Annotated in this window: 28 protein-coding genes; 18 read left to right on the forward strand and 10 right to left on the reverse strand. The window is 63.8% G+C overall.

All coding sequences use genetic code 11. The features are described from left to right. Positions 1-764, reverse strand: a 764-nt coding sequence (locus PMN64_RS02515; RefSeq protein WP_411779605.1) for a LysR family transcriptional regulator, incomplete at its 3' end; no start/stop codon positions are given. Between the two features lie 91 nt (positions 765-855). Between PMN64_RS02515 and PMN64_RS02520 the strand changes: the two genes are divergently transcribed. Beyond that, positions 856-1,698: an MBL fold metallo-hydrolase gene (locus tag PMN64_RS02520; RefSeq protein WP_411779606.1), complete on the forward strand. Its 843-nt coding sequence runs from the start codon at positions 856-858 to the stop codon at positions 1,696-1,698. Here the strand turns inward: PMN64_RS02520 and PMN64_RS02525 are convergent. Genes PMN64_RS02525 through PMN64_RS02535 form a run of 3 tightly spaced genes read right to left on the reverse strand, consistent with a single transcriptional unit; the run spans position 1,695 to position 5,165 of the window. Then, positions 1,695-2,315 carry a DUF1254 domain-containing protein gene (locus PMN64_RS02525; RefSeq protein ID WP_028345337.1) on the reverse strand — a complete coding sequence of 207 codons (621 nt, stop codon included), beginning with the start codon at positions 2,313-2,315 and terminating at the stop codon, positions 1,695-1,697. The genes PMN64_RS02520 and PMN64_RS02525 overlap by 4 nt on opposite strands. Continuing rightward, positions 2,312-2,890, reverse strand: coding sequence for a DUF1214 domain-containing protein (locus PMN64_RS02530; RefSeq protein ID WP_016841830.1), 579 nt, complete (start codon positions 2,888-2,890; stop codon positions 2,312-2,314). The genes PMN64_RS02525 and PMN64_RS02530 overlap by 4 nt, the downstream gene beginning before the upstream one ends. Position 2,891: 1 nt before the next feature. Further along, on the reverse strand, positions 2,892-5,165 hold the full coding sequence (locus PMN64_RS02535) for a transglycosylase domain-containing protein (protein ID WP_411779607.1): 2,274 nt from the start codon (positions 5,163-5,165) through the stop codon (positions 2,892-2,894). Between the two features lie 288 nt (positions 5,166-5,453). Here PMN64_RS02535 and PMN64_RS02540 point away from each other — a divergent pair, with 288 nt between their 5' ends. From PMN64_RS02540 to PMN64_RS02570, 7 genes are all read left to right on the forward strand, one after another. Beyond that, entirely contained in the window at positions 5,454-5,990 is a 537-nt protein-coding gene (locus PMN64_RS02540) for a YcgN family cysteine cluster protein (protein ID WP_411779608.1), read from the forward strand. A 159-nt stretch (positions 5,991-6,149) separates the two neighbouring features. Then, positions 6,150-7,742, forward strand: coding sequence for an MDR family MFS transporter (locus PMN64_RS02545; protein WP_411779609.1), 1,593 nt, complete (start codon positions 6,150-6,152; stop codon positions 7,740-7,742). A gap of 507 nt (positions 7,743-8,249) precedes the next feature. Continuing rightward, positions 8,250-9,470, forward strand: a complete 1,221-nt coding sequence (locus tag PMN64_RS02550) for an ABC transporter substrate-binding protein (protein ID WP_411779610.1) — start codon at positions 8,250-8,252, stop codon at positions 9,468-9,470. A gap of 94 nt (positions 9,471-9,564) precedes the next feature. Further along, positions 9,565-10,440: a branched-chain amino acid ABC transporter permease gene (locus PMN64_RS02555; protein WP_018270667.1), complete on the forward strand. Its 876-nt coding sequence runs from the start codon at positions 9,565-9,567 to the stop codon at positions 10,438-10,440. A gap of 1 nt (position 10,441) precedes the next feature. After that, positions 10,442-11,368 (forward strand): branched-chain amino acid ABC transporter permease, encoded by a 927-nt coding sequence (locus PMN64_RS02560; protein WP_028345331.1) that lies wholly within the window; start codon positions 10,442-10,444, stop codon positions 11,366-11,368. Then, positions 11,369-12,847, forward strand: coding sequence for an ATP-binding cassette domain-containing protein (locus PMN64_RS02565; protein ID WP_411779611.1), 1,479 nt, complete (start codon positions 11,369-11,371; stop codon positions 12,845-12,847). Positions 12,848-12,888: 41 nt separating this feature from the next. After that, positions 12,889-14,133, forward strand: coding sequence for an ABC transporter substrate-binding protein (locus PMN64_RS02570; protein ID WP_016841804.1), 1,245 nt, complete (start codon positions 12,889-12,891; stop codon positions 14,131-14,133). 57 nt (positions 14,134-14,190) lie between these two features. On the opposite strand, the gene PMN64_RS02575 is transcribed toward PMN64_RS02570, so the two are convergent. Together PMN64_RS02575 and PMN64_RS02580 are read right to left on the reverse strand one after the other, a co-directional pair. Beyond that, positions 14,191-15,405: an NAD(P)/FAD-dependent oxidoreductase gene (locus PMN64_RS02575; protein WP_411779612.1), complete on the reverse strand. Its 1,215-nt coding sequence runs from the start codon at positions 15,403-15,405 to the stop codon at positions 14,191-14,193. Positions 15,406-15,642: 237 nt separating this feature from the next. Beyond that, positions 15,643-17,277: a thiamine pyrophosphate-requiring protein gene (locus PMN64_RS02580; RefSeq protein WP_411779613.1), complete on the reverse strand. Its 1,635-nt coding sequence runs from the start codon at positions 17,275-17,277 to the stop codon at positions 15,643-15,645. Between the two features lie 424 nt (positions 17,278-17,701). Here PMN64_RS02580 and PMN64_RS02585 point away from each other — a divergent pair, with 424 nt between their 5' ends. After that, positions 17,702-17,866 carry a Flp family type IVb pilin gene (locus PMN64_RS02585; protein ID WP_016841801.1) on the forward strand — a complete coding sequence of 55 codons (165 nt, stop codon included), beginning with the start codon at positions 17,702-17,704 and terminating at the stop codon, positions 17,864-17,866. A 30-nt stretch (positions 17,867-17,896) separates the two neighbouring features. Here the strand turns inward: PMN64_RS02585 and PMN64_RS02590 are convergent, their stop codons facing one another. Together PMN64_RS02590 and PMN64_RS02595 are read right to left on the reverse strand one after the other, a co-directional pair. Then, positions 17,897-18,124: a hypothetical protein gene (locus PMN64_RS02590; RefSeq protein WP_016841800.1), complete on the reverse strand. Its 228-nt coding sequence runs from the start codon at positions 18,122-18,124 to the stop codon at positions 17,897-17,899. A gap of 54 nt (positions 18,125-18,178) precedes the next feature. Then, positions 18,179-19,156 carry a Ku protein gene (locus PMN64_RS02595; RefSeq protein ID WP_411779614.1) on the reverse strand — a complete coding sequence of 326 codons (978 nt, stop codon included), beginning with the start codon at positions 19,154-19,156 and terminating at the stop codon, positions 18,179-18,181. Between the two features lie 260 nt (positions 19,157-19,416). On the opposite strand from PMN64_RS02595, the gene PMN64_RS02600 reads away from it, so the two are divergent. The 8 genes from PMN64_RS02600 to PMN64_RS02635 all read left to right on the forward strand — a co-directional run bounded on the left by PMN64_RS02600 (position 19,417) and on the right by PMN64_RS02635 (position 23,976). Beyond that, the gene (locus PMN64_RS02600; protein WP_016841798.1) at positions 19,417-19,569 is read left to right on the forward strand and encodes a hypothetical protein; all 153 of its coding nucleotides are present in this window, start codon (positions 19,417-19,419) and stop codon (positions 19,567-19,569) included. Between the two features lie 410 nt (positions 19,570-19,979). Further along, a complete protein-coding gene (locus tag PMN64_RS02605; RefSeq protein ID WP_016841796.1) occupies positions 19,980-20,138 on the forward strand; it encodes a hypothetical protein in 159 nt (52 codons plus the stop codon). 161 nt (positions 20,139-20,299) lie between these two features. Further along, the gene (locus PMN64_RS02610; RefSeq protein ID WP_028331616.1) at positions 20,300-20,497 is read left to right on the forward strand and encodes a hypothetical protein; all 198 of its coding nucleotides are present in this window, start codon (positions 20,300-20,302) and stop codon (positions 20,495-20,497) included. Positions 20,498-20,666: 169 nt separating this feature from the next. Beyond that, positions 20,667-20,945, forward strand: coding sequence for a hypothetical protein (locus PMN64_RS02615; protein ID WP_028345326.1), 279 nt, complete (start codon positions 20,667-20,669; stop codon positions 20,943-20,945). Positions 20,946-21,000: 55 nt separating this feature from the next. Further along, positions 21,001-21,417 carry a hypothetical protein gene (locus tag PMN64_RS02620; RefSeq protein ID WP_028345325.1) on the forward strand — a complete coding sequence of 139 codons (417 nt, stop codon included), beginning with the start codon at positions 21,001-21,003 and terminating at the stop codon, positions 21,415-21,417. Between the two features lie 94 nt (positions 21,418-21,511). Further along, on the forward strand, positions 21,512-22,540 hold the full coding sequence (locus tag PMN64_RS02625) for an NAD-dependent epimerase (protein WP_411779615.1): 1,029 nt from the start codon (positions 21,512-21,514) through the stop codon (positions 22,538-22,540). A 240-nt stretch (positions 22,541-22,780) separates the two neighbouring features. Further along, entirely contained in the window at positions 22,781-22,996 is a 216-nt protein-coding gene (locus PMN64_RS02630; RefSeq protein WP_411779665.1) for a hypothetical protein, read from the forward strand. A gap of 770 nt (positions 22,997-23,766) precedes the next feature. Beyond that, positions 23,767-23,976, forward strand: coding sequence for a hypothetical protein (locus tag PMN64_RS02635; RefSeq protein WP_016841790.1), 210 nt, complete (start codon positions 23,767-23,769; stop codon positions 23,974-23,976). Positions 23,977-24,162: 186 nt separating this feature from the next. Here the strand turns inward: PMN64_RS02635 and PMN64_RS02640 are convergent, their stop codons facing one another. Then, positions 24,163-24,351 carry a hypothetical protein gene (locus PMN64_RS02640; RefSeq protein WP_411779616.1) on the reverse strand — a complete coding sequence of 63 codons (189 nt, stop codon included), beginning with the start codon at positions 24,349-24,351 and terminating at the stop codon, positions 24,163-24,165. A gap of 658 nt (positions 24,352-25,009) precedes the next feature. Between PMN64_RS02640 and PMN64_RS02645 the strand changes: the two genes are divergently transcribed. Next, positions 25,010-25,384 carry a helix-turn-helix domain-containing protein gene (locus PMN64_RS02645; RefSeq protein ID WP_212055227.1) on the forward strand — a complete coding sequence of 125 codons (375 nt, stop codon included), beginning with the start codon at positions 25,010-25,012 and terminating at the stop codon, positions 25,382-25,384. A gap of 13 nt (positions 25,385-25,397) precedes the next feature. On the opposite strand, the gene PMN64_RS02650 is transcribed toward PMN64_RS02645, so the two are convergent. Beyond that, positions 25,398-25,703 carry a hypothetical protein gene (locus PMN64_RS02650; protein ID WP_304499415.1) on the reverse strand — a complete coding sequence of 102 codons (306 nt, stop codon included), beginning with the start codon at positions 25,701-25,703 and terminating at the stop codon, positions 25,398-25,400. Positions 25,704-25,728: the final 25 nt, after the last annotated feature.

Genomic DNA, 25,728 nt, shown 5'->3' on the forward strand with positions numbered 1-25,728 from the left:
GGGTGGGCCGAGGGGTAGGCGAGGCCGACCTGGCGCGTCACGTCGATGTCGATCGCGCGTATCGCGACATCAGGATTGCCGCGCGCCACGCCCTCGGGGACGATCGCGACGCCAACCCCGGCCGCCACCAGCGCCATCGCCCATTCCTCGGATTCCGCGATCGCCACCGGCTTGCGCGGCGGTGAGGCACGCTTGAAGAATTCCTGTTGCTCGCAATGGCAACGATCGATCATCGGAACGCCGGCGAAGTCGGTGGTCCGGAGCGTCTCCTTCAGCGTCAGGGGATGCGAGGGCGGCAGTGCCGCGACATAACGCTCACTCCACAGCGGGATGAAGTGCTCGCCGGCGCCGACCATGGTCTTGGCGACGATCCGCGCGTCGGCCTTCTCGCTGGCGCCGACCAGCCGGAGCGCAAGATCGGTATTGCCGGTCAGCGGCTTCAGCAGCGCGATGGTCCGGGCCTGATCGAGCGATCGCAACAGGCCGAGCGTCAGCGCCTGCCGCGTCGCGGGCTTGCGGAAGAGATTTCGCGCCGCGTCCGCCTCGTCGATGATCCTGCGGGCGATGCCGTGAAACTGCGCGGCTGAGGCCGTCGGGGCCATGCCCTTCTTGTGCCGAATGAACAGCGTGGTGCCGAGTTCGGCCTCGAGATTGGTGATCGCCGCCGAGATCGACGGCTGCGAGATGAAGCAGCGCTTCGCCGCGGCGGTCAGATTGCGCTCGCGGTAGACCGCGGCGAAGTAGCGGAGTTCACGGATATCCATAGGCGTATCCTATCACATGGATAGAAAGACAATATTTTACCTATGGAAACGCCAGTGGCAAGTCTGCGCCTGTTACAGCGGAGGACCTGTCATGCGCATCCACCATCTCAACACCGGCACGATGTGCCCGATCGGAAAGCGGCTCGTGAACGGCAGCGGCAGCATCTTCCAGCGGGCGCGGATGGTCTGTCATTGCCTGCTGGTCGAGAGCAACGACGGACTCGTACTGGTCGACACCGGGATCGGGCTCGACGACATCGGCGACCCGCCGCGGCTCGGACGCAAATGGGTGCGGCAGACGACGCCGCGGCTCGATCCGGCCGAGACGGCGGTGCGGCAGGTCAAGGCGCTCGGCTTCTCACCGGACGATGTGCGTCATGTGCTGCTGACGCATCTCGATCGCGATCACGCCGGCGGCGTGCCGGACTTTCCGAAGGCCAAGGTGCACGTCCATCGCAGGGAGTACGACATGGCGGTGACGCATCAGGTCACGCCGCCGCAGGGGCGCTACATCACGGCGCAGTGGCGGCATGGGCCGGATTGGAGTTTCTATGGTGCCGGTGGCGAGGACTGGTTCGGCTTCAAGGGCGCGCGCGCGCTCGGCGACCGCGAGCCGGACATCCTGATGATCCCGTTGCCGGGCCACACGCTCGGCCATTGCGGGATCGCGGTGCGCGACAAGGACAAATGGCTGCTGCACGCCGGCGACGCCTATTTCCACCACGCGCAGCTCGATGCCAGGCCGCGGATCCCGCTGGTGCTCGGCATGTTCCAGCGCCGCGCGGACATGGATCGTGCGACGCGCATCCAGAACCAGGAACGGCTGCGCCAATTGAAGGCGGCGCATGGCGCTGATGTGACGATCGTCAACAGCCACGATCCCGTCGACTACGAGACCTGCCGCTGCGGCCGGCATGCACTGGATGTGAGCTAACGCTTGCGAGCGGCAGGCGGCGGGGCCGGAGCGGGCAAAGGCGGCGGCGCCTCCTGCTTGGCCGCGACCGGCTCGGTCTGCACCTTGCACGAGGAGGCGGCGAGCGAGGCCTGCGCCTGCGGCATCAGGCCGGGCTCCGGCGCCAGCGCCTTCAGCAGGATCAGGCCGGTTGACGTCGGCGAGTCGATGATCAGCCGGTCGGCAGCGGTGATTTCCTCGTCCTCCGGCAGCTCGTTGTGCTGCGCCTCCGTCATCAGGTCGAGCTCGATCACCTTCTTGCCGGCGGAGCGGTCGTTGATCGCGTAATAGGCGACCTCGTTGCGGGTGTAGAACGACACCGACGTATAGGCCTGGCTGACCGGCACGGTGAGCTTGAGCGGTCCGGTCGAGAGATCGTAGCGGCAGATCGCCACCGCGAAGGCCGGATCCATCAGCGGCATCGGCGAATGGCTCGGGTCGGCCAGCGGCAGCTGCGTCACTTCGTTGAGCTTGGTCATCGGCGTCAGCCGCGAATAGGCGTCCTGCGAGGCGATGCGCGGCAGCGCCAGCACGCTGACGAGGTGCACCACGCCGCCGAGCAGCACGCCTGCGAGGATGGTGAGCAGCACGCGGATCATGGGCAGCCCGTTGTTGCGATCGACGGCATCGGCGCGTCGCGCTGGGTGCGGGTCGCGACCCCGACCGGCGTGTCGTAGAGGCGCAGCATCAGCGCGTAGCGCTCGATGCCGCCGGTCGGCAGCCAGTTGCCGGCGCGCGAGCGCGAGGCGATGTGGATCTCGAACGTGCCGTCGGAAGCGCGCATGATCTCCTGGCTGGTGAAGCCGTAGCGCTGCAGCGTGTTGGCGACCAGGTGGCCCTTGCGGTCGAACAGCGTCAGCGTCCAGAACCGCGCCGCCGGCGTCACGCCGCTGACCACGATGTCGCAGCGCCCGTCGAGCGGCTTGTTCTTGTCGTCGGTGGTCGCCGAGAACGCGATGCCGTCGCCGGTGCCGATCGGCAGCTCGCCGCTGCGCGCGATGGTGGCGCGCGAGTAGGGGTCGACATCGGAGGTGCCGCTCTTCGGACGCGCGGTCCAGGCGCCGATCTTCAGCGTGCCGAGATCGGTGCCGCGCGTCGCCGTCGCATAGGTCAGGCCGAGGCCAACGGCCGTGGCGATCACGAGTGCCAGCAAAGTGGTGAGGAGGAGCCGCACGTCAGTTCTTGCGTGGCACGGCCGGTGTCGCGCCGTCCGGCCCGGCCGCGGCAACGTAGTTTTCGGGGAACGCCAGCGCGCTCGAGGACTCGGCCTTGCCGGTCTTCGAGGGCTCGTTCAGCGTGGTCTTGCCGGCGGTTTTGGCCGCGTCGTCGAGCAGCTTCTCGACCCGCACCAGGATATCCGCGCCGCGCTTGGTCAAAACCGGCGGCGGGCCCGGCTTGGTTTCCAATACGCGCGGCGCCGCGTTGGCCTGGGCATTGGCCTGCGCCGGCTGCGGCGGCAGCTTCTGGCCCATGCCGACGCCGACGAGCTCCTTGACCTCCACGCCCTGATGCGCGGCGACCATGATGTCGTGCCAGGTCTGCGCCGGCAGCGAACCGCCGGTCATGCGGTTGGTCGGCGAATAGTCGTCATTGCCGTACCAGACCGCGCAGGTGAAGTTGCCGGTGTAGCCGACGAACCAGGCGTCGCGATAGGCGTTGGTGGTGCCGGTCTTGCCCGCGGTCGGAATGCCGTCGAGCGCGGCGCGGCGCGCGGTGCCTTCGCTGACCACGTGGCTCATCATGCCGGCCATGTCGGCGGCGATGTTCGGCGGAATGGCCTGCCGCGGTTTCGGACCGTCGCGGTCCCAGCGCCACACCAGGTCGCCGGCGCCGGTGCGCACCTCGAGCACCGAATGCGGCGTCACCGCCTTGCCGCGGTTCGGGAAAGTCGCATAGGCGACCGCGTGCTCCAGCACCGTGACTTCGTCGGAGCCGATCGGCAGCGACGGCGTATCGGGCAGCGGCGCCTTGAGGCCGAAGCGGCGCGCGACCTCGACGATCTTGGCGCGGCCCGCCTTCGGGCCTTCCTTGCCGCCCATCATGATCGAGAGCTTGACTGGCACCACGTTGATCGAGCGAGTGATCGCCTGCGTCAGCGTGACCTGACCCGAATAGGAATGGCCATAGTTCTGTGGGCACCAGTTGCCGATGCAGACCGGGCCGTCGACGATCTTCGAGTTCGGCGTGAAGCCGTTCAGCAGCGCCGTGGTGTAGACATAGGGTTTGAACGACGAGCCCGGCTGGCGATAGGCGTCGGTGGCGCGGTTGAACTGGCTCGCACCATAGTCGCGTCCGCCGACCATGGCGCGGATGCCGCCGTCGAGATCGGACACCACGGTCGCGGCCTGCGTCGCGTGATAGTCGCGCCCGAACTGGCGCAGCTGGTTCTCGATCGCTTCCTCGGCCGCCTTCTGCACGTTCATGTCGATCGCGGTGCGGACCACGAAGACGCGCTCGGTGTAGGATTTCGGGAAGGTGTCGACCAGCTTGCGCATCTCGTCGAAGGCGTAGTCGAGATAGTAGTTCGGCGAGTTCTCGTCGCGCCGGTCGACCGCGACAGCGGGATTGCGGCGGGCGCCGAACACCTGACCCTCGGTCATGAAGCCGGCATCGACGAGGTTGTCGAGCACGACGTTGGCGCGGGCGCGGGCCGCGGGCAGGTTGATGTGCGGGGCGTATTTGGTCGGCGCCTTGAACAGGCCGGCGAGCATCGCGGCCTCCGCGAGGTTCACGTCGCGCACCGACTTGTTGAAGTAGAAGTGTGCCGCGCCGTCGACGCCGAAGGTGCCGCCGCCCATATAGGCGCGGTCGAGATAGAGCTTCAGGATCTCGTTCTTGGTGAGCCGCGTCTCCAGCCAGATCGCGAGGAAGGCTTCCTTCACCTTGCGCTCGATGGTGCGCTCGTTGTTCAGGAACAGGTTCTTGGCGAGCTGCTGGGTGATCGACGAACCGCCCTGGCGGACGCCGCCGGCCTGCGCGTTGGTGACGAGCGCGCGGGCGAGGCCCGGCACGTCGATGCCGAAATGGTCGTAGAAGCGGCGGTCTTCGGTCGCGAGCGTTGCCTTGATCAGATTGTCCGGAAAATCTTCCAGCGGGATCGAGTCATTATGCTTGATGCCGCGGCTGCCGATCGGGTTGCCGTAACGGTCGAGGAAAGTCACCGCGAGGTCGGACTTCTTCAGCCAATCCTCGTCGGCGGTCTCGCGGAAAGCCGGGATCGCGAGCGTCAGCATCAGGATCATGCCGCCGAGCCCGAGGGTTGCGGCCTCCGACAGCGGCTCGATGAACACCCAGCGCTTCCAGCGGCCGACATAGAAGCGGTCCATGAAGGTGGAATAACGCTCAAAGAGCTCGCGCAGGCCCTTGCCCGACGAGAACAGCGTCGAGTCGATACGCGCATCGAGGTCCAGGAAGAAGTTCCGGACCTTCTGTTTCCAATGCGACGGCATGATCTGAAAGGACCGGACCCTTGATCAGTTCGACAGCGCTGCGGGTGCCCCAAACGGGCGCGGGCCAGCGTCTTGCTTCGATGTTGCGGCAATCCCAAGGCGCTTTTGCGTCGTTGGGGACTCGTTCGTTGTTCTATCCGAGCGGCTGCCATAAACCAATGGCGCGGCTTGTGAATTTAATGAAAGCCCTAACGCTGCCCACCGGCTTTTTCGCCCCCGCAATACCACCCCCTTGCGCAAGCGTTGCCGGCATCCCAAGAAGAGTTGCACCGCCATTTCAGGGATATCATGACCGCACCGCCCAAGCGTCCGTCGGGCCAGGAGGGATTCTTCTGGAAAACCAAGACGTTGGAAGAAATGTCCAACGCCGAATGGGAGAGCCTGTGTGACGGCTGCGCACGCTGCTGCCTGGAGAAGCTCGAGGACGAGGACACCGGCAAGATCTATTTCACCCATATCTCCTGCAAGCTGCTCGATTCCGGCCTCTGCACCTGCAAGGACTACCCGAACCGTTCCGACCAGGTTCCGGATTGCGTCCGCCTGACGCCCGAAAATGTCCGGACGCTGAACTGGCTGCCGCCGAGCTGCGGCTATCGGCTGGTGGCCGAGGGGCGGGACCTCTATTGGTGGCATCCCCTGATCTCGGGCGATCCCAACACCGTCCATGAAGCCGGGGTCTCGGTGCGCGGGCGGGTGGAGGGCACCGAGCTCGACGTCAACGACGCCGATCTCGAGGATCATATCGTGCGATGGCCCGCTCTGCTGCCGAAACGGGCACAATTGAAGAAGCGGCCGAAAATGCTGGGCAAGACGACCAAAGCGTGACGTCGTCGCTGCATCCGCGATCACGTCACCGCGAGAACATCGCGGCGGGATGCACCCATGCGCTGGGGTGCCTGCCTTAGCATTCAATTGCTGCATAAATTGCAAAGCAGAGAATGATTCCATCGCGGGACGCGCCCGCGCAGCAGCATTACGCCCCAAATGAACAAGTATGAACGGCAGAGCCGGATTCCTGCCGACCAATCCACATTGCCTGAAGACATTGCCGAAGAGCTGTCTCATCTCCCGAGCGAGGTGATCGAACTCAGCGACGCGCCGCCGCTGGCGCCGCCGGCACCGCTCAATCCGGACGAAGTCCGCACCATCGTCATCAGCCTGATGCTGACGATGTTCTTGGCCGCGCTCGACCAGACCATCGTCGCGACCGCGTTGCCGACGATCGGGCGCCAGTTTCACGACGTCACCAATCTGTCCTGGGTGATCACGGCCTATCTGCTCGCCTCCACCGCGGTGGCGCCGGTGTTCGGCACACTGAGCGACATCTATGGCCGCCGCGTCATGATCATCACCTCGCTCAGCCTGTTCGTGGTCGGCTCGGTGCTGTGCGCGATCGCGCCCAGCATGACCATGCTGATCGTTGCCCGCGGCCTGCAGGGGCTCGGCGGCGGCGGCATCATGCCGGTGGTCCAGACCGTGATCTCCGACGTGGTGAGCCCGCGCGAGCGCGGCCGCTATCAGGCCTATTTCTCCAGCGTCTGGATGGCCGGCGGCATCCTCGGCCCGGTGGTCGGCGGCGTGTTCGCCGAGCATCTGCACTGGTCGATGATTTTCTGGATCAACCTGCCGCTCGCGGCGGCGGCGCTGGCGCTGCTGCTGCCGAAGATGAGCAAGATCCCGGTGTTCCACCGCAAGCGCAAGGTCGACTGGCTCGGCGGCGTGCTGCTGATGGCCTCGGCCGTCGTGCTGATGCTGGTGCTGACCTGGGGCGGCACCAAGCTGTCCTGGCTGTCGCCGACGATTACGGCGATGATCGGCGCCTCGATCGCGCTTGCCGGCGCCTTCGTCTGGCACGCGCGCCGCGCCGACGAGCCGTTCCTGCCGCTGTCGCTGCTCGGCGGCTCGGTGGTGCCGTTCGCGATGGGGGCGGGCGGCTGTGCGCTCGGCGCCATGGTCGGCCTCACCGTCCACCTGCCGCTCTATTATGAGGTGGTCTATCACCTCACCGCCAGCGAGGCCGGCCTCGCGCTGATCCCGCTCGCGGCGATCTCGACCTTCGGTGCGGCGATCGCCGGCCGGACCATGGCGAAGGCCAAGCACTACAAGCGTGTCGCGATCGTCGGCACCTCGGTGGCCGCGATCTGTGCCGTCGGCATGGCGGTGACGACGCTGCCGCTGTGGGGATTGTTGCTGTTGATGAGCGTGTTCGCGCTCGGCCTCGGCACCACTTTCCCGATCAGCGTGGTGTCGCTGCAGAACGCGGTGGCGCGGCCGCAGGTCGGCACCGTCACCGGTGCGATGAACTTCTTCCGCGCGATGATGGCCTCCTTCACGGTCGCCGCCTTCACCACCATCCTGCTGATGACGCTCGGGACCGACATCTCGCTCGCCGGCGAGCATCATGCCGCGGCCAGCACCGTCAGCGCGATCCCGATGGCCGACATGATCCATGCGTTCCGCTACGTGTTCGGCGCCGCCGCCGTGCTGCTGACCACCGCCTCGATCTGCATGATCACGATGGAAGAGCGCCCGCTCGCCGGTCCCGCCGCCCACCCGCCGGCGGAGATGGCGGAGTAGGGGCGGTCGCCTCATACACCGCTGTCGTCCCGGCGAAAGCCGGGACCGATACGCCGCGGCGGATGTTGTGAATGGGACTCGTCGTTCCAACATCGCGTAACAATCAGCATCCGTGGTTATGTGTCCCTGCTTTCGCAGGGACGACACGGAGCTTGTCGCACGGCCAGTGGGCAACAATTCGCGTTCTCGCGACATGAATTGCCCGAGCCTTTGCTTTTTGTTCCGCTTTCTCCGCTTCGCTCGCCCTACGTAATTTGCGCAGCGGGGAATGACGATCTGAGAGATCGGCGCCCCACGACCTTTTATTCCCCCCTCTGCCTCAAATTTATTCAGCCGCACCGCGCCGACCCACTACTTTAGTCGCCGTCCATGCATGACGATCTGCGCGCAGTTTCACTTGCTGCGCATTTTGTCGCGGCTATAGTCGCGCCCCAAGAGCTCGAAGCAGCCGAAGAAAAAGAGGAGAGAAACAGGGTGACAAGAACATCGCGACTCCCCGTGCATGCGATGCAGAAACTTGCAGGAGCGGCCGTGTTGGGCCTGTTGGCTGCGCCCAGCGGAGCGCTGGCTGCCGACACCCTCAAGATCGGCGTGATTGCCGAAGCGCAGGCGATTGCCGGTGCATCGATCCCGCAGGCGGCGCAACTGGCCGCCGACGAGATCAACGCCAAGGGCGGCATCGACGGCCGCAAGATCGAGATCGTCAGCTACGACAACCACTCGTCCTCGGCGGATTCGGTGCGTGCGTTCCAGCGCGCCGTCAACGAGGACAAGGTCAACGTCGTCATCTCGAGCTACATCAGCGAAGTGGTGCTGGCGCTCGAGCCCTGGGCTTCGCGCCTGAAGACGCCGTTCGTCACGCCCGGCGCCGCCTCCAACGAGATCAGCAAGAGCGTCCACGCCGATTACGAGAAGAACAAGTACACCTTCCACGGCTACCTGACCTCGGCCGCGCTGGCGCTGTCGGTCTGCGACGCCGCCAAGGAGCTCCTGGTCGATCAGAAGCACATGAAGACCGCGGTCATCATGAGCGAGGATGCGGCGTGGACCAAGCCGCTCGACGTCGGCTACGAGGAGTGCCTGCCGAAGATCGGGCTCAAGGTCGTCGACCATATCCGTTTCTCGCCCGACACCACAGACTTCACGCCGATCTTCAACAAGGTCGAAGGCTCCAAGCCCGACGTGATCATCACCGGCATCTCGCATGTCGGCGTGCAGCCGACGGTGCAGTGGAAGAACCAGCAGGTGCCGATCCCGATGTTCGGCATTTCATCGCAGGCGACCAACGAGACCTTCGGCAAGGACACCAACGACGCGGCGGAAGGCGTGCTGTATCAGGGCGTGTCCGGCCCGAACGTCGCGGTGACGCCGAAGTCGGTGCCGTTCGCGGAGGGCTTCAAGAAGCGCTACGGCAACTATCCGTCCTACGCGGGCTACACCGCCTATGACGAGGTCTACTACATCGCGGATGCGGTGAAGCGCGCCGGCTCGGTCGAGGCCGACAAGATGGTCGATGCGCTGGAGAAGACCGACTGGGAAGGCACCATCGGACGCGTCCAGTTCTACGGCAAGGACGATCCGTTCACCCATTCGATCAAGTACGGCAAGGGCCTGATCACCGGACTGATGCTGCAGTGGCAGGGCGGCAAGCAGGTCGCGGTCTGGCCGAAGGAGGTCGCCAAGAGCGACCTCAAGTTCCCGAGCTTCGTCAAGGTCACCACGAATTAGTTGATGATCATGCTCCCGGGCCCCTCCCGGGAGCATCGGTCTTCGGTTCCGCGTCCTCCACAACAGGCAGCCCCGCTGCCGCGGCCAATCTGAGATGCTTGCCCTACAAATCCTGATCGATGGCTTTGCCATCAGTGCGCTCTATGCGCTCGGCGCGACCGGCTTCACCCTGATCTTCGGTGTCTCCGGTGTTCTCAATCTCTCCCACGGTGCCATCATGGTGGCCGCAGCGGTTGCGGCCTGGGCCGCGGCCAGCGTGCTGCACCTCGACATCTACACCGGCGCGCTGTTCGGTGTCGGCGTCGCGCTGATCGTGTCGTTCGCGACCTATTTCGCGGTCGTCAAGCCGATCCAGAATTCGAGGCGGATCCCCAACGAGGAGAAGGAAATCTTCGTCCTCACCGGCACCCTGCTGTGGGGCATCATGATCCAGGAGCTGATCGCCTATTTCTTCACCAACAACGCCAAGACGGTGCTGCCGATCGTCGAGGGCGTCGTCGATATCTTCGGCAACCGCACGCCGCGCAACAATATCTTCACCGCGCTGGTCTGCTGCCTCGTGATCGGCCTGCTGTGGCTCCTGGTGAACCGCACCAGGACCGGCAAGGCGGTGCTGGCGGCCTCGATGAACCCGCGCGGCGTCACGCTGCTCGGGCTCGAGCTCACCCAGATCTACATCGTGGTGTGGGGCATCTACGGCATTCTCGCCGGCATCGCCGGCGTGCTGCTCGGCATGTTCCTCGGCGTCAGCTCCTACAGCGTCGGGCCGCTGACCGCGAGCGCGTTCTCGATCGTCGTGCTCGGCGGCCTCGGCAGCGTGTCGGGCTCGCTGATCGCGGCCTTCGTCGTCGGCTATCTCGAGACCATCACGGCCTACATGATCTCGCCGGCCTATCGCACCATTCCGGCGCTGCTGCTTCTGGTGTTCGTGATGTATATCCGGCCTCAAGGCCTGCTCGGGAGGCGCTGAGATGGCCAGCTTCTTTTCCTCGCGCCTGTTCTTCATTTCGCTGGTCTGCGTGGTGGTCGCGGCGACGCTGCCGTTCTACGTCTCGGGCTACATCCTCGGGCTGCTTACCGTCGCGTTCTATTTCGGTGTGTTCGCGATGGCCTGGGACCTCTTGTTCGGCTTCGCCGGCGAGGTGAATTTCGGGCCGACCTTCCTGATCGGCACCGGCGCCTACACCGCCGGGATCCTCAACAACCAGTTCGGCTGGTCGGTCTATGTCTGCATCCTGCTCGGCGCGCTGGCGTCGGTCGTCGCGGGCTTCGTGCTGGCGCTGCCGGCGCTGCGGGTGAGGGGACCGTATTTCGGCCTGACCACGCTGGTGGCGGTCTTGATGCTGCAGAACTTCGTCGTGGTGTTCGCCGATCTCACCGGCGGCGAGATCGGGCTCACCATCCCTGACGTCATCACCATCAATGCCGGCGCCAATTACTGGATCGCGCTCGGCTTCATGACCGTGAGCGCGGCCATCCTGTACGGCCTGTCGCAATCGCCCGTCGGTCTCGTGCTGCAGGCGAGCGGGCAGGACCCGGTGCAGGCCGGCGCGCTCGGCTTCAACATCGTCAAGCACAAGCTCGCGGCCTTCATCGTCAGCGCGTTCTTCTCGGGACTGTCGGGCGCGCTGCTGGTGTTCTACTTCGGCACCGCCTCGGTCGGCACCGTGGTCGACGTCGCGGTCGGCGTGAACGTGATCGTCTCGGCCGTGCTCGGCGGCCGGCGCACGGTGCTGGGGGCCGCGTTAGGCGCGATCTTCCTGATCGTGGCCGGCGAATTCCTGCGCCCGACCGGCGAGCTTGCGACCTTCATCGTCTCGGCGGTGGCGCTGCTCGTCGTCCTGTTCTTCCCCGGCGGTTTCCTCGGAGCGGCCCTGTCACGCGAGGCGCGCTCTTAAATGGATCAGACTGTGACCACAGCAACGCTCACCGTCCGTGGATTGACCAAGCGATTCGGCGGCTTGACCGCCGTGAAGAACCTCTCGTTCGACCTGCATCCCGGCGAGATCCTCGGCCTGATCGGACCGAACGGCTCGGGCAAGTCGACCGCGATGAAGAGCGTGATGGGCATCGAGCGTCCGACCGCGGGCGAGGTGCTGTTCGAAGGCGAGAACGTCGCCGGGCTGCCTGCGCACAAGATCGCGCGCAAGGGCTTCGGCATGGTGTTCCAGCACTCGCGGCCACTGAACCGGCAGACCGTGCTGGAGAACATCATGGTCGCGCTGTTGCCCGACAGCCTGTTCATGCTGTTTCCCGACAAGGCGCTGACCGAGCGCGCCAAGTGGATCGCCGAGCGCGTCGGACTGGGGGCGGTGATGGACCGCCGCCCGCCGACGCTGCCGTTCGCCGACCTGCGCCGGCTGGAATTGGCCAAGGCGATCGCGCGCGATCCCAAGGTTGTGCTGGTCGACGAGCCCTTCGCTGGTCTCACCAGCGCCGAGGTCGGCACCTTCTCCGCATTGATCCGCAGCTTCCGCGACGAGGGCCGCGCGGTGATGCTGGTCGATCACAACGTCAAGAGCGTCGCGGCGCTGGTCGACCGCGTGCTCGCGATGTATCTCGGCGAAGAGATCACGACCGGCCGCGCCGAGGACGTGATGAAGAACGAGACCGTGCGGCGGGTCTATCTCGGCGGCGCGATCGAGACCCATGCGCGGCCCGAGACCTCGTTCAAGGACAAGGTGCCGCTGCTGCAGGTCGAGAATGTCAGCGTGCATTACGGCAAGGCGCAGGCGCTGGAGAACGTCTCGATCCACGTCCATGAGGGCGAGTTCGTCTCCGTCGTCGGCCTCAACGGCGCCGGCAAGACCACGCTGTTCAACACCATCTCGGGCTTCCTGCCCTATACCGGCGCGATCCTGCGCGGCGGACAGCCACTGCGCGGCACGGGGCCTGCGAAGATCGCCCGCTCCGGCCTCGTGCAATGCCCGGAATCGCGCGAATTGTTCGGCGAGATGACGGTGCGGGAAAACCTCGACCTCGGCGGCCAGCATCTCGACGACGCGGCGCGGGCCAAGCAACTCGCCTGGCTGTTCGAGCTGTTTCCGATCCTGAAGGAGCGCCAGGGCCAGATGGCGCAGACGTTGTCCGGCGGCGAGCAGCAGATGCTGGCGATCGGCCGCGCGCTGATGATGCAGCCGCAGATCCTGATCCTGGACGAGCCGACGCTAGGGCTTGCGCCCGTTATCCTCGAGCTGCTGTCGAAGGCGCTGGAGAAGCTGCGCCAGACCACCAAGATCACGGTGCTGCTGGGCGAGCAGAACGTGACGTTTGCGCTTCCGCATGCCGACCGCGTCTATGTGCTGGAGCACGCGCGGATCGTCTGGGAGGGCGATCCGGGCCGGTTCGCCGCGGAGGCCGGCAAGGACTTTCTCTGACGCTCGCAGTTTGAAAAGAAGAAAGCAAAACAAGGGAGATCATGATGACAGCATATTCAACCGCGACCCGCGTGAGCCTGTTGGCCTCGGCACTCGCGCTCTGCCTCGCGGCGCCGGCCTATGCGCAGTCCAAGGACCCGATCAAGATCGGCATCATTGCCGAAGTGCAGTCGATCGCGGGTGCGGCGACGCCGGGCGGCGCGCAGATCGCAGCCGACGAGATCAACGCCAAGGGCGGCGTGATGGGCCGCAAGATCGAGATCGTCACCTACGACAACAAGAGCTCGTCGGCGGACTCGGTGCGCGCCTTCCAGCGCGCGGTGAGCGAGGACAAGGTCTCCGCCGTGATCGCGAGCTATATCAGCGAGGTCGTGCTGGCGCTCGAGCCGTGGGCCTCGCGGCTGAAGATGCCGCTGATCACGCCCGGCGCCGCCTCGAACGAGATCACCAAGGCGGTGCACAACGACTATGAGAAGAACAAGTACACCTTCCACGGCTACCTGACCTCGGCCGCGCAGGCGCAGCTGGTCTGCGACGCGGCCAAGGAGCTGCTGGTCGACCAGCTCAAGTTCAAGTCGGTCGCGATCATGAGCGAGGACGCAGCCTGGACCAAGCCGCTCGACGTCGGCTACGAGGCCTGCCTTCCGAAAGCGGGCCTGAAGGTGGTCGAGCACATCCGCTTCTCGCCCGACACCACCGACTTCACGCCGATCTTCAACAAGATGGAAGCCGCCAAGCCCGACGTGATCGTCACCGGCATCTCCCATGTCGGCGTGCAGCCGACCGTGCAGTGGAAGAACCAGCAGGTGCCGATCCCGATGTTCGGCATCAGCGCGCAGGCGCTGAGCCCGACCTTCTGGGGCGACACCAACGGCGCGGCCGAGGGCGTGCCCTCGCTCGCGGTGGCGACGCCTGATGTTGCCGTGACGCCGAAGACCAAGCCGTTCGCGGCGGCGTTCAAGGCCAAGTTCGGCACGCCGCCGGCCTATACCGGCTACACCGCCTATGACGAGGTCTACATCATCGCCGAGGCAATCCAGCGCGCCGGCTCGACCGATCCGGACAAGATGGTGACCGAGCTCGAGAAGACCGACTTCGAGGGCACGATCGGCAAGATCCAGTTCTACGGCAAGAACGACGAGTTCACCCACGGCATCAAGTCCGGTCCGGGCGCGGTGACCGGCCTCGTGTTCCAGTGGCAGGGCGGCAAGCAGATCACGGTCTGGCCGAAGGCGATCGCCGAGGGCCAGATGAAGTTTCCGAACTTTGTGAAGCTGTCGCAGTAATCGCGGCGCGAGTGTTAAAGGCGACCAGGGGCGGTCATGCGGTGGCCGCCCCTTTTGTTATTTGCGCGTCGGCGGCGCCGTCTGGATCGTCGGCGCGGCCGCCGCGAGCAGCGCGGCGCGGTCGCCGTCGCGCGGCGGATAGATGCGCTGCTGGTTGATGGTCTGCTTGGTGAGCTTGGCGGCGGCGCCTGATGTGTGCACCTCGCGGTCCCAGCCGGTGGTGTAGAGCGCGCCCCAGGCGCCGAGATCGAGCACCGTCACATACCAGTCGATATTGAGCGGCAGCAGCTTTTCACCAAACAGATCGGCGACCACATTGTGGCCGGCGAAGCGGCCCATCGGCCGCGCGAACTGGCAGGACATCACGGTCGGGTGCTCGCCGTCGATCAGGCAGGCGGCGACGTCGCCGGCGGCGAAGACATCCGGCAGGCCCTCGACGCGCATGGTGTGGTCGACTTTGATGCGGCCGAGCGCGTCGCGCCCGGCCGGCAGCGAGGCGGCGAGGGGGCTGGCGCGCATGCCGGCGCACCACACCACGGTTTTGGTCAAAATGATCTCGCCGGAGTTGAGCGTGATGCTGTCGGGGCCGACGGCACTGACCCGGACATTCAGCCGCGTCTCGACGCCGAGCGTCGCCAGCGCCTCGTTGATGACCGGTCGGCCATGCGCGCCGAAGGTCGCGCCGACGACGGGATTGGGATCGATCAGGATGACACGATGATCGCCGGTGATGCCGGCGTGCGCCAGCTTGGCCGGCATCTCGGCCGCGACCTCTATCCCGGTGAACCCTGCGCCGACGACCGCGACCGTCGCGCGCGCCTCCGACGGTGGCTCTTTGCCGAGCGCCGCCAGATGCGCGTCGAGCCGCATCGCCGCTTCGTACGTGTCGACATCGAAGCCGTGGGCGGCCAGGCCTGAGATGGCGGGGCGGACCAGCTCGCTGCCGGTCGTCAGCACCAGCCGGTCGTAGCTCAGAACCTCCGCGCCCGCGCTGGTCTTGATCGTGATCGCGCGCGTCGCAGGATCGATCGCCGCGACCTCGGCCACCCGATGTCTGACGCCGACCGGATCGAGCAGCTCGCGGAGCGGCAGCGCGACGTCGCCGAGATCGACCTCGTAATTGCGCACCCGGATGTTGTGATAGGCGTTGCGATCGACGACGAGGATTTCGGTATCCGCTGCCCGTGCGCCGATCTCGTCGCGCTTGCGGGCTGCGCCGAGCGCGGCCCATAGCCCGGCAAAGCCGGCCCCCAGCACCAGGATGCACGCCATCTCTCCCTCCGAAGTTGCACCGGAGGGAGCTTGCCTGCGCTGGCGATGTCAAATCAAGTGGGGAGGCAGGGCCGTGTCGCCGCGCGTCGGAGTCTGGCCCAATGAACTCGCGCTTTCCGCGCGTTCGTCATGCCCGGCCTTGTGCCGGGCATCCACGTCTTCCTTGCTTGGGCAGGAAGCAGACGTGGATGGCCGGGACAAGCCCGGCCATGACGGAGATCGGCGTGTGAGGTGCCGTCACGTCCCCGGCCGCGACACCTCGGTCTCCTTGCTGGTGATGAATTCCAGCAGCACCGGCACGCCTTCCTTGGTCTTCTGGATGCCGCGCTTGATCGCGGGGATGATGTCCTCGGGCTTGGTCACCCGTTCGCCGTAGCCGCCGAAGGCGCGGGCCATCGCGGCGTAGTCGCCGGAGATGTCGGTCGAGCGGTATTTCTCGGTCGAGATCGGCATCACCTTCAATTCGATCGCCATTGAGAAATTGTTGAGCAGGATCGACATGATCGGAATCCGCTCGCGCACCGCGGTCTCGAAGTCCATCCCCGTAAAGCCGATCGCGGCGTCGCCCCAGACATTGATGCAGAGCTTGTCCGGCTTTGCCAGTTTGGCGCCCATCGCAAGGCCGAGGCCGTAGCCGAGCTGCGTGGTCTTGCCCCAGCCGATATAGGACAGCGGCTCGACCGACTTCCAGAACGGCGAGAGCTGGTCGCGCGGGCTGCCGGCGTCGTGGGTGATGATGGTGTTGTGGATGTCGACGGTGTGCTGCAGGTCCCACAGCACGCGGTAGGGATTGAGCGGCGCGTCGTTGTGCGTCAGCTTCGGCATCCACTTGGCGAGCCACTCCTTATGGGAAGCGGCGATCTCCTCGGCGACCGCGCTGGCGTTGCGGTCCGTGGTCACGGTCTTGCCGATCTCCTCCAGCAGCGCGTCGAGCACCAGGCCGGCGTCGCCGACCAGGCCGACCTTGGCCTCGACATCCTTGTTGATGTGGTTCGGATCGAGCGTCGAATGGATGATGGTCTTGCCCTTCGGCATCGCGATGCCGAACGACGTCTCGGTGAAAGAGCAGCCGATGCCGAAGATCACGTCGGCTTCGGAAAGAAATTTCGGCACCGCGCGCGGCACGGCGAGGCCGCCGGAACCGAGCGAGAGCGGATGCGTCTCGGGGAAGGACGACTTGCCGCCGAGGCTGGTGGTAACCGGTATCGCGAGCCGTTCGGCGAGGCGCTTCAGCTGCGGCCAGGCCTTTGCATAGTGCACGCCCTGGCCGGCATAGATCACCGGACGTTTTGCATTCACGAGTAGCGCCGCTGCCTCCTTCACATGGACGGGGTCGGCGCCGTAGCGGGTGCGCAGCACCGGCGTGTAGTTCAAGGGCTCCGGCACCTCCTCGTTCCACATGTCGGCGGGGATTTCGACAATGACCGGCCCGCCGCGGCCGTTCTTCAGTTTGGTAAAGGCGCGGCGGAAAATGTTACAGACCTCCGCGGCGATGTTGATCGGCTCTGACGATTTCGAGAACGCCTTCATCGCCTGGCTGGAATTGAAGTTCGGGTCGATATTCGCCAGCCGACGCGCATAGCCCATCGGCAGCACCAGGACGGGCACGGATTCGCCGTAGCACTGCGCGACGCCGCCCATCGCGTTCTCGGCGCCGGGACCGTGCTGCATGCAGAAGGCGCCGATCTTCTCGCCCGAGGTGACGCGGGAGATCGCGTCGGCCATGTGCACGCCGATGCGCTCCTGGCGCACCATCACCGGGCGGATGTCGGCATTGGCGGCGTATTCGATCAGATGGTTGACCGGGTAGCCCGTGAGGATCTCGATGCCCTCGCGCTTCATGATTTCCGCGATCGCGGTGCCGAGCTTCATGACGGTCACTCCCTTTGCATGCGGCCGGTTCGTTCCGGCCTCGTTGTCGCCTGTCCGATAAAGGAACAGGATTCCGCGGCAGCGGTAAAGCGCGGCCGGGGCCGGATCAGGTAGTCCTGATATGCGTTTACGAGCGGAGCTGTTTCCGCTCAGACAGGATCAGAACGGAGCTCTAGATTCTTGTTTTGACGCGCTTTCTTTGCGCGAGCCGGTGTCCACTTCGCTGGAAAACGCTTCGGTCGCGGCCAAGTGCCTCGCCCGGCGGCAACCCGATGCAGGCAGAACTAGCAGGGAAATTCGCTGCAACTTTTAAGCGACCGTTCATCCTTTCCCTCAATGGGCCGTCAACCAATGTGGCCTAGTTTGGCCGGCATATTACTACGGCGCGGGAGAAAAAGCCGCGAGCGTCGGACAGGAGCTTTTCATGCGCGCGTTGATGGCAAGGTTTCTGCGTGATGAGGTCGGGGCGACGGCCATTGAATACGCCATCATCGCCGGCGGCATCAGCATCGTGATCGTCGCCGGCGTCAGGGGCATCGGCACCAGTGTGAGCGGCCAATTCAATGCCGTCAGTTCGGCATTCAAGTAAGCGCTGCCGGCAGCCCGGCATTTTCCGGATTCAGTCGTCCCCATTTAACGCGCGCAGCATCGCGATGCGCGCGAACATCAACCAGCCGGCACCTTGTTCCGCCGCATTGATCAGATGCTCGACCGCGATCTGCCAGCGCGTCTCCTGCTGGGTGTCTTCCGATAGCTTCATGATGTAGTCGGCAGCGTGCTGCAGCGTCACCAGCGTGCCGCCGCGATGCAGCGCGATCGGTTCGTCAAACGGCGTCGACCAGGGCATCTCGACCAGGACATCTCAGGCGCTGTGGACCCGGCTCAACTTGCGGTCGCTGCGCTAGCCTGCCTTCTTCCGCGCCGCGGTGCCCTGGGCGCGCGTTGTCTTCTCGGCCTTCTTCGGCTCGGGCTTGGCGGCCTCCTTGGGCTCGCGCTTGCCGCTGCCCGAGATCGGCAGCAGCATTTCGCGCTGGCCCTCGATGCGCTTCTTCGGCTTCTTGCCCTTCGCGGCCTTTGCCTCGGCCTTGGCGGGCGCGGCCTGCTTCTCGTTGGCGAGGCTCTTCTTCAGCGCGTCCATCAGGTTGATGACGTTGCCGCTGGTCTTCGCCGCGGGCTTGGCAACCTTGATGCCGTTGCGCTTCTGGTTGATCAGGTCGATCAGCGCCTGCTCGTAGCGGTCCTCGAACTCCTCCGGATCGAAGTCGGCGGACTTCTGCTCGACGATGTGCTTGGCGAGATCGAGCATGTCCTTGGTGATCTTCACATCCTGGATGTCGTCGAAATACTCCTTCTCGTTGCGCACTTCATACGGGTAGCGCAACAGCGTGCCCATCAGCCCGTTGTCGAGCGGCTCGAGCGCGATGATGTGCTCGCGATTGGTCAGCACCACGCGGCCGATCGCGACCTTGTTCAGGCTGCGGATGGTCTCGCGGATCACCGCAAAGGCGTCGTGGCCGACCTTGCCGTCGGGAACGAGGTAGTAGGGGCGGATCAGGTAGCGGCTGTCGATCTCGCTGCGCGGCACGAATTCGTCGATCTCGATGGTGCGGGTCGAATCCAGCGCGATGTCGTCGAGCTCTTCCTTGGTGACCTCGATATAGGTGTCGGTGTCGACCTTGTAGCCCTTCATGATGTCTTCGGTAGAGACTTCCTCGCCGGTCTCCGCGTCGACCTTGGCGTATTTGATGCGGTGGCCGGTCTTGCGGTTGATCTGGTTGAAGGAGACCTTTTCGGTATCCGATGTCGCCGGGTACAGGGCAACCGGGCAAGTCACGAGCGAAAGGCGCAAAAAGCCCTTCCAATTGGCGCGAGGGGCCATGGGGGAAACTCCGGGGAAACTCCGATTACGCAACCGACGGAACGGTCAAGGATAACACCGGGCACCCCAGTTTGAAACAACACGGCCCGGTGAATCTCGCAACGGCGTTAACCGTGGCCTCGCGCTGCGCCGGTTTGACGCGGCGGGTGGGACTGCCGTTGGGCAGCCGTCAAGCGCTCGGAACATCGCTCCCGATCACGCGTTGGCTGAAGGGGAGCGGCAAACGCCGGAATTACAGGCACTTAAGCAAAGAGGTTGCCATGGCAACGGAACGACACGGTCAAATCGTCGAAACCCCGACCGAGGCGCGCCAGGCCGAGCCTGGACCTTCGGTTCTCGCGCTGCTCACGGCCTCGACAGGGCTGGCTGTCCTGATCCTCGGCATTGTCTGGTTCGCCTTTTTCCGCGTGTGAGGCGATGATCATTGGTTGGCCGCGTGCGAGGTCTTGATTGTTAGACTGAGAGGCGGGGCGAAGCGGGCAGATTGCTCTCGTGAAGAATGCGTTCGGTCGATCGCGCCGGCTTCCGGCGCGCGGCTATCCCGCATGCGGGCCATGGTCAAGCCGCACATCGTCTTGACGTACGGACGCGACGTCGATCGGACCAGAATGCAAGTGGAAATTCCGGCGTGCGGGCTGCCGCGAACGCCGACGTCGAATTCCAGATCGTGTCGAATGGAATTTCCTTGAGCGATGGCCTGCGGCTTGGCGGCGTTTTGCAGCGGTGATCTGAGATGCGCGAGGCGAATGGCTGCGGCGACGCGTCACGAGATCATCGAAATTGACTGCTAGCTGATTTGAATCAGATACGTCCTGAGCCTGAGATGTTCTATTCGCAAGAAGAAAAAAACTCGTTGCTGGCCCGCCTCAAGGAGAAAAGCGTTTCAGGTGTCTTCGTCGGATTGACGGTGCTGGCGATGGCGGGGTGGATTTATCTTCTCAGCTCGATGTTCCTGAAATTCATGCTCTGGTGGTTCTCCTGAGATGTTGTCTCGCGAGAACAACCATTGTTGACACCTGATCATTGTTGCGCCGTTCGATTGCACAAAAATTCCAGCGGCTGAACAATCTTTCGGCGCGTCCAATCATGATGTCGTCACAACTTCGAATGTTAATAACATCGGGGCGAACGTGGACGATTGTGATGGTTTCTCCTGCTCTGATTCTCGCGGCGGTGTTCGTCGCAGGCTTCTTCTCCGGTTTCGCCGCGCGTTCGTGGCGGTCGCACAAGCGCCGCGCGCAATATCGGATCTATGCACCGTATGTGGCGCCATCAGCCGCGAAATCGTCGAGGCGGGAACAGCCGGTCAGTGCGTTCGGCCACATGCGTCGCGCGTTCTAGCGGAGTAGTTCGATCGAGGTAGCGCGACTGTGTGCGGTGAGTTGGGGTTGGCTGGCAACATGCAATCGGTCATCATGTCCGCGTCCGTTGCGGCAGGCGGGTTGGTTGCGTGCCAGCGTGCGCCTGATCTCGTCGCCAGCCCCGCGGATCGCAAGGGAACTTTCACGTCATGAGTGATCTCAGGGGGCATTCGCCAAGGCGGTATGTCGTCGATGTCAGTGGCAAGCGCGTGCTGGTCGGGCTGACGCTCGAGGAGACGTCGGAGTTCGAGGACCTCGACTCCTCGCTGCCGGGACTGGCGGACGGGGACGATAAGGGCACGGGCCTGGTGCCGTCAGCGGGTGAGGGACGGTGGCTCGAACTCTATGACAAGCACGACAAGGCCTGGATCAAGTGGAAAGCCGACCTGAGGGCCGGGCATGAGGGCAATTCACCCTTTTTTAACTAAGACCGGGCGATTTTGACCTGTGCTGCCTGAATGGGCCCGAACCGGATACTGACAGATGTTTCAGCTGTTTTTGCGGTCTCGCGCGCATGACCTGATCAGGTCGCGGCGCGGCGAGGAAGGTTTCAAGGCACGCTCGGCCGAGCGCGATGCCGAGACCGATCGCGCCCGGATCGGATCGATCGTGGCCGCGATCGAGACCGCGTTGCAGGCGGCCGAAAGCGAGCAATCCGGTCTTGGCCGCCGTGTCGATGATGTTCTGGCCCGCGCTGCGGTGACCCTCGGCAACGGCACCGACGAATATCTGGAACGCGAGGCGCTTGACAACTATCATCAAGACCTGTTTGACGCCGAGATCTCCAACGGCCAGCGCCGGCTGAAGGAATTGGCGACCGAGATTGCGCACTTCAAGTTCATGAAGGCCGCGGTCCTCAGCCGCTTTCCGGACTACAAGCCTCCGGCCGCCGGCAACTGACGCCTAGCGGGGCGCAACGCGCGGGCAGCTGCGGCTGCCGCGTGTAACGGCGTTTCCCGAAGGTCCGGCGCAAGGCGAAAGGCACAGGCAAAACGTGGTGATCGCAGGCAATCTACTCGTCACGGGCTGCGCCGGCTTCATCGGCTTCCATCTGGCGGAGCATCTGCTGCGGGCAGGGCAGCCGGTCATCGGCCTCGACAATCTGAACGACTATTACGACCCGGCGCTCAAGCGCGCGCGCCTCGATCTGCTCAAGCAGCACCGTGGCTTCACCTTCGTGGAGCTCGACCTCGCCGACCGCGCCGGCATGAAGGCGCTGTTCGAGCGTTATCGCTTCGAGGTCGTGGTGCATCTCGCCGCGCAGGCCGGCGTGCGCTATTCGCTGCAGAACCCGCACGCCTATGCGGATTCCAATCTGGAGGGCTTCCTCAACGTCCTCGAGGGCTGCCGGCACACCGCGTGCAAGCACCTGTTGTTTGCGTCCTCATCGTCGGTCTATGGCGCCAACACCAAGTTGCCGTTCTCGGTCCACGACAATGTCGACCATCCGGTCAGCCTGTACGCCGCGACCAAGAAGGCCAACGAGCTGATCGCCCATTCCTACAGCCATCTCTATCGCGTACCGGCGACCGGGCTGCGGTTTTTCACCGTGTATGGGACGTGGTATCGGCCGGACATGGCGCTCTATGCGTTCGCCGACGCGATCACCAAGGGCAAGCCGATCCAGCTGTTCAACAACGGCAACATGCGGCGGGACTTCACCTATGTCGACGACGTGGTCGAGGCGATGGTGCGGTTGATCGGCCGTGCGCCCGAGGGCGACGTGAACTGGTCGGGAGCGCATCCCGATCCGGGCTCGAGCCGGGCGCCGTGGCGGGTCTACAATATCGGCAACAGCAGGCCGGAAGAACTGATGCATGTGGTGGCGCTGCTCGAGCAGGGCTTCGGGCGGCAGGCCGAAAAGCAGTTGCTGCCGATGCAACCGGGAGATGTACTGGAGACGTCGGCCGACGTCTCCGATCTGGAGCGTGAAATCGGCTTCCGCCCGCAGACGCGGATCGAGGATGGCATTGCGAGGTTTGTCGCCTGGTATCGGGCCTATCACGAGGTCGATCGGACCTAGGGCCGCGAGAATCGTCGTCGGCCGCGAGAATCGTCGTCGCGTTTCAGCTCGTGGTCAGAGCTTGATCTTCGCGCAAACGCGATCCGCGTTTGTTGCGACGGAAAACCGCTTCGCACTTTTCCGGATCATGCTTTAGTGCGCTCCTTGCGAGTCCGGGCTCGAGAAAAAACCTGATTCAGTTTGGAACGGAGTGTGGCAATGCGAGTTATCTCGGGTTTTGCGATCGCTTCAGCCGTGATCATGATCACCAGCGCGACGGTTCCGGCGCATGCGATCGACGTGCAGGTGGCGCGCGCCTGCGATGCTTTGGTGGCGAAGGCATTTCCGCCGCTGCAGCCCGGCAATCCCGCTTCCGGTAGCGCGAGGGGCGGTGCGAAAGCCCAGCGCGACTATTTCAACAAGTGCGTCGCCAATGGTGGCAAGATGGACGACGATACGCCTGCTAAATCGAAATAGCGCGCGATCGCGACGCACGTGGCGAATTAGGGATGCTTATGGCGAATCTTCGCTGTCGCTGCTGTTTGTGGCGACTGTGCAAGCGCGTGCGAATGGAGCGCCAAGCGCGCGAAAGGCGTTCGCTCCCTCTGTTCAAGCCGGACGCTTCGGTCCCGCTCATTTTAATTAGAATAGCGTTAGCGCGGTTGGGGCCGGCGGAGGCGAAATCGCGCTTGATCCGATGTCCAGCGTTGAATTCATTTCGCAAGGTTGCTCGAGCGCTTCAGGACACCGTCAGCCGCTTCAATATTCGCAACCGGTCGAAACACTCTGCGATCCTTGATGGACATGGCAGCAGCAGATTTTGCGTCTAGGGAGCAGCTTGGTGGAATATCTTGTGTGCACCTGAACGCGTCCTTGACGTGCGATCGCGGTAACACGGCGACATTGTGATAGCCGAACAATGCGCGTTCAGCATTGCACGACACGGCAGCCATCAATGATCACCAAGCAATATCATGCGCTTGGTAGAGCTTCTGACCCACATTGAGCCGCGTTGTCCAGCCGCGCGCCTTATCGCTGCCGCTGCCAACTCATCGGTACGACACATCAAAGGCCGCCGATCGAGCGCTTCGCGATCAGGTTGTGGAACCTGATTGAGAAAATTTAACTCGGAGCCGTGTTGGTCGCAAACCTGCCCCATTAACCGCCTTCCATGTGCGCGGAATAACCCTGTCATCGAAACTTCAATCACATCGCTCATACCCTTAACCGCAGAGCGAGGGCGCGCCATGAAGCAGCACAAAGTTCAACATTTGCATCAGCCGATCGAAGAGGCGTTGCTCGCGACCAATCAATCGCTGCGCAACGAAGTCGTTGCGCTGATGCTTGATATCGCTGAGTTACGTGAAATCCAAGAACGTCCCGGCTCGTCGCGTTCGTTCGGAATGTCTCGTGAGCAGAATACCCCGCGCGTCGCGCTGCGCCGGGTTCACAGCTGAAGTTCGTCAGCCTATTTCTCACCGGCAAAATATGCGGCCACATCCTCGCCAATCCGGCGAGCATGCTGGCGCGCCTGCAGCTGCGGACAATTCAATTCTAAATTGAAGAATGCACCGGCCCGATGCTCGTTCAGGCGAGCTGGCGGACGTTGCTGCGGACAATCGCGGTCGTGAGGGTTGGGGCGGTCAGTGCCCCTGTGGCACGGTCTTGTGCTCCCCGACATCGGACAGACGCTCGCGCAGGATCCAATTCTGCAAGACCAGTTCGACCGCGGTATGCCGGAGCTCGCAATTCTCTGCGACGAGGCGTTCCAGGATGTCGGCCGCCTCGCTGGACGCGGGTTGGTTCCCCTCGAAGACCTTGAGACGCGCCATGGTGTCGATCCTCGCAAAAAAATGTTGATCAGAGACTGGCTCTGACAAGCGTCAGCGCAGAATGGTTCGTGGATTATCGGGCGGACGTGGTTCCGCCTGATGGCCTTGGGTGGGAAAGCGCTTAATTGATAATTCGTGGATCGAGTTATGAGCGTTAGATCTCGTGAAAATAATCCTCAAATATGTTGAAACCCTCATGACACCTAACGCCCTAGTAACTACTGCTGGGCGTGTACACCCGCAAGCGGCCGGACGCGAAAGTCGCGGGATTAATTTGTTAGAAGTTTGTGAAAGTTGCGCTTGACCGATGAGGCGATTATCGCGGCGGGGCATGGCGCACTCACAATCTGTCGAGAGACCGATTGAATATTCTCATTTGAGAATGCAAACAGTGCGCCAGTTATCTCGATCAAACTCTCATACGCAGAAAGTCGTATAACTTTTTTTATCGGGCCCTTTCAGCGAAGGAATATTCCCCGTATATTCCGGTAAATACCTTGCAGCTTCGGCGTTTCTTCGCACTATGTGTTGCTGCCGACTGGCAAGTTCGAGGCTCCCGAAAGGCCCCCGGGAAACCCTCAATTTGAATTTCCTGTTGCATTTACATAGCTTATAGGCCATGCGATGATTGCTAATCTAGGGGGCAATGAGATGACCAATGAGGCGTCATTCTACTGAGGAGATCAGTTCCAAGGTCAAACAGGCCGAGGAACTCATGGCGCGAGGGCAGTCCCAGGCCCAAGCGTGCAAGGTGCTGGGCGTTAGCGTGATGACATTTCATCGCTGGCGCAAGCAGGAGGCCGCACGTGGCCACCAGGCGAATGGTACTGTTACCGAATTCGCCGCTCGCACCGATGATCGAGATGGGATCCCCCCTGTCCATAACCGTATTGATGAATTACGGCTGGAAAATGAACGGCTGCGCCGGATCGTGACCGACTTGCTGCTCGAGAAAATGAAGATCGAGGAGAAGCTTGCGCTCAGGTCAAGCGGCGGGAGCGGCTTGCCCCGCCGTGGTGAAGCCCAAAGCTGACGTAACCTATCCGTTAGTGGATGCGTGGAGGCCTGGGAGCCAGCAGCAGCTGGTCGCTCAGATGTGCCTTCTCCGACCTTGCGCGCAGCTCTTCGAAGATCGGACGCAGTCTGGCCTGTGCAAGGTCCAGGCCTCTGACGATGTCCTGATTCGGCATGTCGGCCGGGAAGCGGGCCGCGCGCAGCTTTATCTCGATCGCCTTGACCAGCACCTCGACGTCGTCGCGGTGCTGGCCTGCGACGAGTTCGGCACCCATCAGGCGGATGAGATGGAGGAGGGCCACCAGCGCGGCCTCGGTTTCGCCAGCCGATGAACTCATGCGCGCTCTCTATCCGATATCCGCA

Origin of the sequence: Bradyrhizobium sp. UFLA01-814, assembly GCF_046718885.1 — a bacterium.
Taxonomy (GTDB): domain Bacteria; phylum Pseudomonadota; class Alphaproteobacteria; order Rhizobiales; family Xanthobacteraceae; genus Bradyrhizobium; species Bradyrhizobium elkanii.